A 12386-nucleotide genomic window follows, 5' to 3' on the forward strand; every position below is an offset into this window, starting at 1 on the left:
GCCCTAGGTAAAGAGCAGTGGCTTCGGCGTGCCGGCTTCAGTCCATTGCGCACGCTCACCAAAGACTTCACAGACCGGCCCGTCAGGGCGCCGAAACGGAGGATAGACCATGCTTCAGAAAACCAGCCATTTCATGCGGCAGGCCAATCTCATCAACGGCGAATGGGTGCAGGCCGACAGCGGCCAGACGGTCGACGTCAACAACCCGGCCACCGGCCTCAAGATCGGCACCGTGCCGAAGTCGGGCAAGGCCGAGACCCGCCGCGCCATCGAAGCCGCCGCCGCCGCCTTCAAGTCGTGGCGCAAGACCACCGCGCTCGAGCGTTCGAAGCTGCTGCGCAAGCTGCACGACGCGATGATGGACAATCAGGACGTGCTGGCCGAACTGCTGACCATCGAGCAGGGCAAGTCGCTGTTCGAATCGAAGGGCGAGATCGGCTCTGCCGCGGCCTACATCCTGTGGTTCGCCGAGGAAGGCCGCCGCACCTATGGCGACGTCGTGCCGTCGCCATGGGCAGACCGCCGCATCCTGGTGACCAAGGAGCCGGTCGGCGTCATTGCCGCCATCACGCCGTGGAATTTCCCGTCCTCGATGCTGGCCCGCAAGCTCGGCCCGGCGCTCGCCGCCGGCTGCACCGCCGTTGTCAAGCCGGCCTCGCAGACGCCGTATTCGGGTCTCGCCTGGGGCGCGCTCGCCGAGGAAGTCGGTTTCCCCAAGGGCGTCGTCAACATCCTGACCGGTTCGGCCAGCGAGATCGGCGACGAGATCTGCGCCAATCCGCTGGTGTCGAAGATCACCTTCACCGGATCGACCGAGGTCGGCAAGCTTCTCATCCAGAAGTCGTCGGTCACCGTCAAGAAGGTGTCGATGGAGCTCGGCGGCAACGCGCCGTTCATCGTTTTCGACGACGCCGATCTCGAACGTGCGGTTGCCGGTGCGATCACCGCCAAGTACCGCAATTCCGGCCAGACCTGCGTCTGCACCAACCGCTTCCTTGTCCAGGCTGGTGTCTATGACAAGTTCGTCGAGAAGCTTGCTGCCGCCAGCAACGGGCTGAAGGTCGGCTCCGGCCTCGAGGACGGCGTGCAGCAGGGACCGCTGATCGACGAGAAGGCGGTCGAGAAGGTCGAGGAGCTGATCGCCGACGCCACATCCAAGGGCGGTAAGATCGTTGCCGGCGGCAAGCGCCATGCGCTCGGCGGTTCGTTCTTTCAGCCGACGGTCATCGCCAACGCGACACCGAAGATGCGCTTCATGAAGGAAGAGATCTTTGGCCCGGTCGCACCGGTGTTTAAGTTCGAGACCGAAGAGGAAGCCGTCGCACTCGCCAACGACACCGAATTCGGCCTCGCCTGCTATTTCTACACCGGCGATCTCGGCCGCGCCTTCCGCGTCATGGAAGGGCTGAAATACGGCATGGTCGGCGTCAATGAAGGCCTCATCACCACGCCGGAAGCGCCGTTCGGCGGCGTCAAGGAATCCGGCCTCGGCAAGGAAGGCGGACATCAGGGCATCGAGGACTACCTCGACACCAAATATGTCTGCATCGGCGGCCTCGGCCTCTGATAATCTATCCCTGAGATGGGCAGGCCTATGACCTGCCCATCTCTCACGGGAACCCAGCCGAAGTCTTCTGGATCAACTGGCATTTACGGGCATGGCGATGAAGGACGGCGAGGTTTTCGGCACGACGCAGGCTGGCGAGCCGGTGCGTCGCTTTACCATCAGAGGCGGCGGCATCACCGCCAACATCATCGGCCTGGGCGCGATCATCCAGGATCTGCGCCTGACCGGGCACGATGCACCGCTGGTGCTCGGCTATGACAGTCTGGAAGCCTACGAGACGGATACGGGCTTCTTCGGTGCCGTCGTCGGCCGCTATGCCAACCGCATCCGCGACGGCCGCTTCACCATTGGCGGCAACCGCTACCAGACCGAGCCGAATTTCCTCGGCAAGCATACGCTGCATGGCGGCTCGCAAGGCTACTCCCACCGGCCGTGGACGGTTTCCTTGCATGGCAGGGATTTCGTCACGCTGACCCTGCACGATCCCGACGGCGCGATGGGCTTTCCCGGCGCGATCGACGTCACCTGCACCTACCGGCTGAAGATCCCCGGCACGCTCAGCGTCGAGCTGACCGCAACCTGCGAGGAGCCGACGCCGTGCAATCTCACCCAGCATTCCTATTTCAACCTGGATGATGGCGGCGCCGGCGACATTCTCGACCACAGGATGATGCTGAATGCCGGCGCTTATCTGCCGGTCGATGGCGACATGATCCCCACAGGCGTGGTCAAGCCGGTTGACGGCACCCCGTTCGATTTCCGCCAGGCACGGCCGCTGCGCATGGAGACCGAGGGCGAACAGCTGCCCTACGACCAGAATTTCTGCCTTGCTTCGGCACGCGGGCCGCTCAAGCAGGCGGCATGGACGCAAGGCGCCAGTTCCGGTGTCGAGATGGAGGTCTGGACCACCGAGCCCGGCGTCCAGCTCTATACCGGCCAGTATGTGACGCCGCGCACCGGGCTGGAAGGGCGGAACTACAAGGCCTTTTGCGGTTTCTGCCTTGAGCCGCAGGTGTGGCCGGATGCGCCGAACCGGCCCTATTTCCCGCAGGCAACGCTGTGGCCGGGCGCGATCTACCATCATGTGACGGAATACAGATTCCGCCTGCCTTAGAGCAGTTCACCGTTTCACGGAAACGGCGAACCGCTCTAACTCTTTGTTTTGACGCAATTCCGGACGGAAAACCGTTCACACTTTTCCTGGAATTGCTCTAGTTTTTCAGACCTTAGCCTTCGAATGCCGCTCGCAGCGTCTCGAACGGCGCCAGCGCGCCGCGTACCTGCACCACGGCGGCGGCGACGCGATGAGCACGGCGGGCGGCTTCCTGCGGGTCGTGGCCGGCAAGTCGAGCCGCAAGATAGCCGCCATTGAAGGAATCGCCGGCGCCTGTCGTATCGGCGGGAGCGGCGACATGGATCGCCGGGACTTCGCGCAGCGTTTCTCCCTGGGCAATCAGCGCCGGCGCTTCGCCGTTCTTGACGACGACCTCGCTGACGAGTTTGCCGATCCGTTCGGCAGTTGCCTGCGGCGCTTCATCGCCAAACAGCATCTGCTCGTCGGGGAAGGTCGGCAATGCGATGTCGGTGACGGCAAGGGCTTCAAGGATTGCTGCCTGCGCATCCTCGCGCCTGCGCCAGAGTCGCGGCCGGTAATTGGGGTCGAAGGCGACAAGTGAACCAGCCGAGCGCGCCTTGGCGACGGCCGCCAGCAACGCTGCGCGCGCGGCCTCGTCCAGAATTGCCACAGTGATTCCAGAAAAATAGACAAGCGCCTGATTTTGCAGGTTTTTCGACAGTGCAGCCGGATTCGAGGCGAGCTGCCGCGCGGCGGCGTCGCCACGCCAATAGGTGAAGGAACGCTCGGCCCCGGTCAGCGTGATGGCATAGAGGCCGGGCCGTGCGCCCGCTATGACCGGGCTGGAGCCGATGCCGATGCCGTTCTCGGCGAAGAAATCGATCTGGCCTTGCGAGAACGGGTCGTCGCCGAAGGCCGAGACATAGGTTGCCGGTCGGTCTGTACTTAACGCATGCAGCGCCCACAGCGTGTTGAACGTGTCGCCGGCAAAGCCCATGCGCCAGTTCGGTCCCGTCTGGCCCGACAGTTCGAGCATGCATTCGCCGATCGAGGCGACGCCGGTTCCTGCCATCTACAGTCCTCCAGTGATCTCGGTGCTGTAGCTTTTTGCCACCAGCAGCGCCATGCTTGGCAAGCAGGGTTTTTTCCGCCACAGCGTTTTCCCACAGGCTGGCGGGATGCGATCCGTCCGGCAGAGCGTTGTCTGCAGAAGAGGAACCGGTTTGGCATCACTATGGCGTTATCTCTTAGCAGGTCTTGGTCTGGCTGCCTTGCTGGTCGGCATTCTCGCGGTCGTCTATCTGACGGCGCCGCGGTCGGCGCAGCCTGCCGGCCCGGATGTCTCGCGGACGAAGAAAACCGACAATGGGCTGTACATGGCGAGTTTCGTGCCGGAACGGGGCGTGGTGCGGCAGGGCGAACTGGAATCCTGGCTGCTGACGCTGAAGACAAAGACAGGGGCTTCGGTGGAGCGAGCCGCGATCGCCATCTCCGGCGGCATGCCGCAACACAATCACGGCCTTCCAACCAGCCCGCAGGTGACCGATTACCTGGGCGAGGGCCGTTATCGCATCGAGGGGCTGAAATTCACGATGAGCGGCTGGTGGCAACTTCGTTTCGCCATCTCGTCCGGCGCCGGCTCCGACACAGTACTGTTCAACGTGGTGCTGTGAGCAATCGATGAAGCGCCTTTTCTGCTTTCTGGCGCTGATGGTCGTCGTCATCCTCGTCGGCTGCGGCAAGCCTGACTTTTCCGACGCCGAGAAGAAAACCATCGCCTCGCTGGCGCTGTCGAGGTTGCCGCCACTGAAGCCCGACACCACCAACCGCTTTGCCGACGTGCCGGCCGCCGCCGCGCTCGGCTCGACGCTGTTCTTCGACCTTGGCATGAGCCGCGACGGCACGGTGTCGTGCTCGACCTGTCACAAGATCGACCGCCAGTTCCAGGACGACCTGCCGCAAGCGGTCGGCGTCGGCCACACCAACCGGCGCACCATGCCGCTGGCCGGTGTCGCGCGCGATCCCTGGTTCTTCTGGGACGGCCGCCGCGACAGCCTGTGGGCGCAAGCGCTGACGCCGCTCGAAAATCCGCTGGAGCAGGCGGGAAACCGCGCCGCCTACGCGCATTACATCAAGGCGCGCTTCGGCGAGCGCTATGAGCGCATCTTTGGGCCGCTGCCTGACTTTTCCGGCATGCCGTTAAATGCCAGCCCGCTCGGAAACGATGCTGAGAAGGCTGCCTGGAACGCGATGAGCGGCGCGCAGCGCGACGCCATCAACGGCGTCTTTGCCAATATCGGCAAGGCGATCGCTGCGTTCGAACGGTCGATCGAGCCGGCGCCGACGCGCTTCGACCGCTTCGCGCTGGACCTCGCCACAGGCGCCGAGCCGAAAGGCGATGCGGTCTTTTCCAAGGAGGAGATCCTTGGGCTGAAACTGTTCATCGGCAAGGCCAATTGCGTGACCTGCCACGACGGCCCGCGCTTCACCGACAACAGCTTTCACAACACCGGTGTGCCGCCCGTTGCGGATCTGCCGCCGGATCGCGGCCGCATCGATGCGGTGCACCAAGTCGAAGCCGACCCGTTCAACTGCTTCGGCGCCTATCGCGATGGCGATGCCGGCGCCTGCGGTGAGCTGCGCTTCATGGTCAAGGACGCATCGCAACTCATCCGTGCCTACAAGACGCCGTCGCTGCGCGGAGCGGCAACGCGGCCGCCCTATATGCATGCCGGGCAGTTTTCGTCGCTCGACGAGGTCGTGGCGCACTACGCCAAGGCTGCGCCCAGCATCGAGGGGGTGTCAGAGGTTCACCCGCTGGAGCTTTCAGACCGAGAGCGTGCGGCGCTGGTGGCGTTCCTGAAGACTCTGGCGGAGTGAGGTTGCCGGCGATATCGGTGATTGAAAAATATTGCAAAAAAGGTATACTTAAGTCGATGAGCTGGTCGGTCGTATTTCTCAATATTGAGGTGAGGCGGGAGCTTGAGGCTCAACCGAAAGATATCTTGGCCAGCTTTCTGAGGATATCGCGTCTGATCGAGGCGCACGGGCTGCAGAAAGTCCACGAGCCATACGTCAAGCACTTGGAAGGCAGGCTTTGGGAAATGCGCATGAAGGGCCGGGATGGCATCGCCCGTGCGGTTTACGTGACCGCGGCCGAACGCCGTGTGGTAGTGGTGCGAGTGTTTGCCAAGAAGACTCAGAAGACGCCACGAAGCGAAATCGAATTGGCTCTTAAGCGAGCAAAGGAGGTTCTATGAGCCGGAAAACTATCCCCGTTGAGGACGTCGCCAAGGACTGGTTCAAGGACCCGGAATTCGTTGCCGAATACGAAGCGTTGGAGGAAGAGTTCGCGATCGCCGAAGCTTTGATCAAGGCCCGGGGTGAAGCCGACATGACTCAGGAAGAGGTCGCCGTCGCCATGGGAACAACACAGGCCGTGATTGCCCGCTTGGAGAGTGGTCGAAACATGCCTTCGACCCGAACATTGCAGCGTTTCGCCAAGGCGACCGGCTCGAAGCTCCGCATCAGCTTCGAGTCTGCGAAGCCGAAGTCGCGCACCGGTCACTGATCTAGCGATCCTTGACCGTTTCCATCGCCACAAAGGTCGAGGTCTGGGCGACATGGGGCAGGGCTGAAATGCGCTCGCCGAGCACGCGGCGGTAGGCGGCGATATCCCTTGTGCGGACCTTCAGCAGATAGTCGAAGCTCGACGCCATCATGTGGCACTGTTCGATCTCCGGCACGGCCTGTACGGACCGGTTGAAGGCATCGAGCGCGGCGGAACGGGTGTCGGACAGTTTCACCTGGACGAAGGCGACATGGCCTTCACCCATGCGCTCGCGGTCGATGATCGCCTGGTAGCCCCTGATGTAGCCATCCTTCTCCAGCCGCTTCACCCGCGCCTGCACCGGCGTCTTCGACAGGCCGACCTTTGCGGCCAGTTCTGACATGGAAAGCCGGCCATCGCTTGCCAGTGCGGACAGGATATTCCTGTCGATGCGGTCCAATTGGTCTTCTGTCATCGAAAATGCAGTCCAAATGTCAATTGTAGGCCATCAAGATAGATCGAATGATCTGCAATGTCGATTTCTTTGGACCGGTCGAAATTTCGCACCTGTGCTAGCTTGCGCCATTCGGTCCGGTGACCGCCGGCCCGCTCCCTTTTGCTCGATCCATGGGACCGCCATGCCGCTCGATACCATCCGCCAGCAGATCCGCGCCAACTACCTGCCCGACGAAGACGAGGCCGTGACGCGGCTGGCCAAGGCGACAGGCCTTTCAGCGAAAGACCGCGACGCGATTTCGGCCCGGGCCGCCGATCTGGTGCGGGCGGTGCGCGGTTCGTCGGATCCCCGGCTGATGGAAGTGTTTCTTTCCGCTTACGGCCTCTCCACCAAGGAAGGCGTGGCGCTGATGTGCCTGGCCGAGGCGCTGCTGCGCGTGCCCGATACCGAGACGATGGACGACCTCATCGCCGACAAGATCGCGCCGCACGACTGGTCGGCGCATTCGGGCGGTTCGAGCTCCATCTTCGTCAACGCCTCGACCTGGGCGCTGATGCTGACCGGCCGCGTCCTCGATGAGGGCGAGGGCGGCATCGAGGGCACGTTGCGTTCTATGGTGCGGCGGCTGGGCGAGCCGGTCATCCGCAAGGCGGTGGCCGCCGCCATGCGCGAAATGGGCGAGCAGTTCGTGCTCGGCCGTACCATCACTGAAGCCGTCAAGCGCGGCCGGCCGATGACGCAGAAGGGCTATCTCTATTCCTTCGACATGCTGGGCGAGGCGGCCCGCACCGAGGCCGACGCCTTGCGTTATCTCAAGGCCTATGCCGACGCGATTTCGTCGCTCGATGCCGGCTCCAACGGTCCTGATATCAGGCAGAACCACGGCATCTCGGTCAAGCTTTCGGCGCTGCATCCGCGCTACGAGGTGGCGCAGAAGGAAGAGATGCTGCCTGTGATGGCCGAGCGGTTGCTGTCGCTGGCGTTGGCCGCGCGCCATTCGCGCATGGGCCTCAACATAGATGCCGAGGAGGCGGATCGCCTCGATCTGTCGCTCGACGTCATCGAGCGGGTGCTGGCCGAGCCGGAACTCGCCGGCTGGAACGGCTTTGGCGTCGTCGTCCAGGCCTATGGGCCGCGCGCGGCCTTCGCCATCGACTGGCTCTACGCGCTTGCCAGGAAGTACGACCGCAACATCATGGTGCGGCTGGTCAAGGGCGCCTATTGGGACACCGAGATCAAGCGGGCGCAAACGCTGGGGCTCACCGGCTACCCCGTCTTCACCCGCAAGGCCAACACCGACGTCTCCTACATGGCCTGCGCCAAGAAGCTGCTTGGTATGACCGACCGCATCTATCCGCAATTCGCCACCCACAATGCCCACACCGTCGCCGCCATCCTGTCGATGGCTGATAACCGCGATTCCTTCGAGTTCCAGCGCCTGCATGGCATGGGCGAGGCGCTGCATGAGACGGTGCGCCAGGCCGAAGGCACGCGTTGCCGCATCTATGCGCCGGTCGGTGCGCATTCCGATCTGCTGGCCTACCTGGTCCGTCGGCTGCTGGAGAACGGCGCCAATTCCTCCTTCGTGCACCAGTTGACCGATGAGGATGTCGAGCCGGAGGACATTGCGCGTGATCCGCTCGAAACGATCGAAAGCCAGGGTCCGGCCGCCAATCCGGCGATTGCCCGGCCTTCCCAGATTTTTGGCGCCGGCCGTCGCAACTCGAAGGGATTTGATATCACCGACACGGTGACGCTGGCGGCGATCGACAAGGCCAAGGCGGCCTTCGCTGGTCCCGACCGCTGGCATGCCAAGCCGATCACGCGGGCCGCCGGCTACGGCAAGCAGCGTCCGATCGTCAACCCGGCAAAGCCTTCCGAAGTGGTCGGCACGGTCAGCGAAGCCGCTGCCAAGCAAGTGGCGACCGCCGTGCGCATCGCGGTGGAAGCGCAACCGGCCTGGGCGAAGCGTCCCGTCGCCGAGCGCGCCGCGATCCTCAACCGCGCCGCCGATCTTTATGAGGCGAATGCCGTCGAATTCTTCGCGCTCGCCACCCGGGAAGCCGGCAAATCGCTGGCCGATGGCGTTGCCGAAGTGCGCGAGGCCGTCGACTTCCTGCGCTACTACGCCACCGAGGCGGCCAATGCCGAGGCGGGTACGCAGGCGCGCGGCGCCATCGTCTGTATTTCACCGTGGAATTTTCCGCTCGCCATCTTCACCGGCCAGATCGCGGCAGCGCTCGTCACCGGCAATTCGGTCATCGCCAAGCCGGCCGAGCAGACGCCGCTGATCGCCTTCCGCGCCGTCGAACTGCTGCGCGAGGCCGGCGTGCCGGAAGACGTCATCCAGCTTCTGCCCGGCGACGGCCCGTCGGTCGGCGGGCCGCTCACCGCCGACCCGCGCATTGCCGGCGTCTGCTTCACCGGTTCGACCGAGGTCGCCAAGCTGATCGAGAAGCAGTTGGCCGAGACGGCCGCGCCTGACGCCATGCTGATCGCCGAGACCGGCGGCCTCAACGCGATGATCGTCGATTCCACCGCGCTGCCCGAGCAGGCGGTGCGCGACATCCTGGCCTCGGCCTTCCAGAGTGCTGGCCAGCGCTGCTCGGCGCTGCGCGTGCTCTATGTGCAGAAGGACGTCGAGAAGAAGATGCTGGAGATGCTGAAGGGCGCGATGGAGGCGCTCAGCATCGGGGATCCCTGGCGGATTTCGACCGATGTCGGCCCGGTCATCGACGACGAGGCGCAAAGCTCGATCCGCGAGTACTGCACGAAAATGGGTCTGCAGGGCCGGCTGATCGCCAAGCTCGAGGCGCCGAAGGAAGGTCGTTTCGTCGCGCCGCATGTCTTCCGGGTCAAGGGCATCGAGGACATGGAGCGCGAGGTGTTCGGTCCGGTGCTGCATGTCGCCACCTTCGACGCCGACGAGATCGATGCGGTCATCGCCGCCATCAACCGCAAGGGCTATGGCCTGACCTTCGGCCTGCACACCCGCATCGAGGGCCGCGTCCAGCATTTCGTCGACGGCATCCATGCCGGCAACATCTATGTCAACCGCAACCAGATCGGCGCTGTCGTCGGGTCGCAGCCGTTTGGCGGCGAGGGGCTTTCCGGCACCGGACCGAAGGCCGGCGGCCCGCACTATCTCCGGCGCTTCCGCAAGGGGCCGGAGGCCGGCACCCATTTGCAGGATGGCCATAAGGTCACGGCGACCGAACTTGCCGACAATCTGCCCGATCCCGCACTTGGCGGCTGGTCGACGCGGCCCGACCGGATCGCCATTCTGAGGAAGCATCTGCGCGGCAAGGGTGCTGCGGCGATTGGTGCCGCCGCCGGCATCGATTTCGGCCAGATCGACCTGCCCGGACCGACCGGCGAGGCCAACACGCTCTCGCTGTCGCCACGTGGACGGGTGCTGTGCCTTGGTCCCGATGGCGATACGCTGCTCGCGCAGACGATCCAGGCGCTCGCCGCCGGCAATGCGGTGCTGGCGGTGGCGCCCGGCGCACCGGCAGCCCTTTCCGCATTGACCGGCAAGGGCCTGCCGCTGGCCGCCATCGACGGCCGTCCCGATCCGGTCGAAGCGCGCTCGCTGCGCGTCGATGTTGTCGCATTCTCGGGCACGCCGGAGGCCGCGCGCATCGTACGCAAGGTCATCGCCGACCGCTCAGGCCCGATCGTGCCGCTGGTCAGCGAGGTGCTCAACCCGGCCGCCTACGCGCATGAGCGGGCTGTCTGCGTCGACACCACCGCCGCGGGCGGCAATGCGAGCCTGCTGGCCGGGGCTTGATCCCGACCAGTCGTTACGCGCCTTCGACGACCGAAAACCCCTCGAACTGGGGGTGGCCGAGATAGTGGACCTTCGTCGTGCCGACATTTCTGTGGGCGGCACGGAAATTCTCCGACTTGGTCCAGGCGATAAAATCATCATGGCTCGCCCACACCGTGTGCGACGCAAACAGCGTGTAGCCTTCGGTCTCGTTGACCGTGCCACGCAACAGGTGGAATTCACGGAATCCTTTCATCTCCGCGAGGCTGGAATCGCGGTTCTTCCACACGGCTTCGAAATCGTTTTCCGAGCCGGTCTGCACTTTGAAGCGGTTCATGGCGATGTACATCGGGTTCCTTTCAATGTTGGCGAACTATGATGATTGCTAGATGGTTTGAACAGCGCGACAGCGGCTCTCAAAACGGACCGATTGCGCCGGTGAAGACGAGTCTGTCGCCGACCTTTGGCGGAATGGGCGGAAAGGGAGCAGCTTTGCGTACGATGCCGAGCACGACCTGATCGAAGTTCGGCGATCCGGAGCTTTGCAGGATGCGTAGCTCGTCGATGCCGCCACGGCTCCCAATGACGAACGTCACAACGGCATTGTTGCGGGCGGTCAACTGCACCGAAGGCGGGACGCCGCGATTGACACGGCTGAGCTTTCGGATGACGTCGCTGCGGTAGCTGTCTTCCGCGGCGCTGCCTGCCTCTTTCTGCTTGTTGCCCTTGCTGGCGGCCTGCGCCAACCGGTCCTGACCATCCGCCGTGCCGCGCTTCTCATCCGCCGTCTTTGAAGGGGCAGCTGCCGGAGTTGGCCTGGCGCTGGGGATCGGCGGCTGTTCCGGAACGGCGACAGGCACTTCGGTGCTCTCGGTCTGGACGGTCGGCTGTGCCGGCGTTTCGGTCTTGGGAGCCACGCTCTGGTCATCGGGGCGTGGGGCGCCGGCCACCAGTATGTCCGGCGTCACCGTCTGCTGTTTGACAGGTTCCGGCAAAGGCTTGAGCGGCGGCTTTGCTGCGTCCTTCGCGGGTTGAGAAGGCTCCGTTGGCGGCGACGGCTTGGGTGGCGTTGCCGGCTGTGGTTTGGCCGGTTGAGGGTTCGGCACCAGCGCAACATTTATTGCCGCCGGATCCTTGTCCAGCGCGCTGCCGACCACCTTGGCGCCCGACTGATCACTGCCTTCCGACTGCATTGCGTCCTGGAAACTGGATGTCCCTGAAGGCGAGATCAGAAAGGCCGCTGCCACTGCGGCGTGGAGAGCGCAGGAGATGACAACCGCCGCCGTCCATTTGCGGTTCCAGGCCGATGGCCGCGGCGGCGCAAGCGGCTCGGTTGGCGTTATCGCCAGCTCGGCGCTGGCTTCGGGGAGGGGACTGATATCCTGCATGTCTCGCGGCGAGACCTGCAGCGACAAGAGCAGAATTGTCAAATCAAGATCGCTCGCAGGCAGCGGCAGTCGGCCGTGGCCGGCCATCGGCCACGCCACGGTATTTTGCAGGGATGCGGGATGCAGTCCCACCTCAGACTCCGAAAGCGATACCGGTCCTGGTGTCCGTCTTCAGCTCGCGCATGCAGGCATTCGGTTCGACGCCGGTGCCAGTGCATTCGGTCGCGCTGTTGATCAACACGCGGCTGACCTTCGAGCATTCGGTGCCGGCCAGATCGAAACGCGTCACCTTGGTCTTGCCGGCCGGCAATTCCTTGAAATCGAGCACGGTCAGCCGGTCGACGACGCCGGCCTCGTTGAACAAAGCGATCTCGAACGTCGCCTTGGAGAGGTCGGCGCCGAGATTGTTGTTGACCACGAACGTCAGGCGGCAGCCCTTGTCGGAAGGTTGCACGGCGTTGAGTTCGAGGATGAGCGCGGGGACCGGCGCGGACTGTTGCGCCCACGCAGGAACCATCGCAAGCGACATCGCCAGCGTCGAGGTCAGCAGACGAAGGGATGTCGTCAAGCTCGTCATGGT

Annotated in this window: 12 protein-coding genes; 7 read left to right on the forward strand and 5 right to left on the reverse strand. The window is 64.0% G+C overall.

The window, feature by feature from the left end:
- The first annotated feature begins 109 nt into the window (after positions 1-109).
- Entirely contained in the window at positions 110-1567 is a 1458-nt protein-coding gene (locus HB777_09570) for an NAD-dependent succinate-semialdehyde dehydrogenase (GenBank protein QND64134.1), read from the forward strand.
- Between the two features lie 91 nt (positions 1568-1658).
- Positions 1659-2681: a galactose mutarotase gene (locus HB777_09575; GenBank protein ID QND64135.1), complete on the forward strand. Its 1023-nt coding sequence runs from the start codon at positions 1659-1661 to the stop codon at positions 2679-2681.
- A 112-nt stretch (positions 2682-2793) separates the two neighbouring features.
- On the opposite strand, the gene HB777_09580 is transcribed toward HB777_09575, so the two are convergent.
- Positions 2794-3714 carry a sugar kinase gene (locus tag HB777_09580; GenBank protein QND64136.1) on the reverse strand — a complete coding sequence of 307 codons (921 nt, stop codon included), beginning with the start codon at positions 3712-3714 and terminating at the stop codon, positions 2794-2796.
- Between the two features lie 151 nt (positions 3715-3865).
- Between HB777_09580 and HB777_09585 the strand changes: the two genes are divergently transcribed.
- The 4 genes from HB777_09585 to HB777_09600 are packed head-to-tail and all read left to right on the forward strand — an operon-like array spanning position 3866 to position 6213.
- On the forward strand, positions 3866-4315 hold the full coding sequence (locus tag HB777_09585; GenBank protein QND68719.1) for a FixH family protein: 450 nt from the start codon (positions 3866-3868) through the stop codon (positions 4313-4315).
- A gap of 7 nt (positions 4316-4322) precedes the next feature.
- Positions 4323-5522 carry a c-type cytochrome gene (locus HB777_09590; GenBank protein ID QND64137.1) on the forward strand — a complete coding sequence of 400 codons (1200 nt, stop codon included), beginning with the start codon at positions 4323-4325 and terminating at the stop codon, positions 5520-5522.
- 56 nt (positions 5523-5578) lie between these two features.
- Positions 5579-5902, forward strand: a complete 324-nt coding sequence (locus HB777_09595) for a type II toxin-antitoxin system RelE/ParE family toxin (protein QND68720.1) — start codon at positions 5579-5581, stop codon at positions 5900-5902.
- Positions 5899-6213: a helix-turn-helix transcriptional regulator gene (locus HB777_09600; protein QND64138.1), complete on the forward strand. Its 315-nt coding sequence runs from the start codon at positions 5899-5901 to the stop codon at positions 6211-6213. Before HB777_09595 ends, HB777_09600 begins: the two co-directional genes overlap by 4 nt.
- A 1-nt stretch (position 6214) precedes the next feature.
- Here the strand turns inward: HB777_09600 and HB777_09605 are convergent, their stop codons facing one another.
- Entirely contained in the window at positions 6215-6667 is a 453-nt protein-coding gene (locus HB777_09605) for a winged helix-turn-helix transcriptional regulator (protein ID QND64139.1), read from the reverse strand.
- 163 nt (positions 6668-6830) lie between these two features.
- Between HB777_09605 and putA the strand changes: the two genes are divergently transcribed.
- Entirely contained in the window at positions 6831-10439 is a 3609-nt protein-coding gene (gene putA / locus HB777_09610) for a bifunctional proline dehydrogenase/L-glutamate gamma-semialdehyde dehydrogenase PutA (protein ID QND64140.1), read from the forward strand.
- 13 nt (positions 10440-10452) lie between these two features.
- On the opposite strand, the gene HB777_09615 is transcribed toward putA, so the two are convergent.
- From HB777_09615 to HB777_09625, 3 genes are all read right to left on the reverse strand, one after another.
- Positions 10453-10767, reverse strand: a complete 315-nt coding sequence (locus HB777_09615) for an antibiotic biosynthesis monooxygenase (protein QND64141.1) — start codon at positions 10765-10767, stop codon at positions 10453-10455.
- A gap of 67 nt (positions 10768-10834) precedes the next feature.
- The gene (locus tag HB777_09620) at positions 10835-11806 is read right to left on the reverse strand and encodes an energy transducer TonB (GenBank protein ID QND68721.1); all 972 of its coding nucleotides are present in this window, start codon (positions 11804-11806) and stop codon (positions 10835-10837) included.
- A 133-nt stretch (positions 11807-11939) separates the two neighbouring features.
- Entirely contained in the window at positions 11940-12383 is a 444-nt protein-coding gene (locus HB777_09625) for a hypothetical protein (GenBank protein ID QND64142.1), read from the reverse strand.
- Between the last annotated feature and the right edge of the window lie 3 nt (positions 12384-12386).

This window comes from Mesorhizobium loti, from assembly GCA_014189435.1.
GTDB lineage: Bacteria > Pseudomonadota > Alphaproteobacteria > Rhizobiales > Rhizobiaceae > Mesorhizobium > Mesorhizobium loti_G.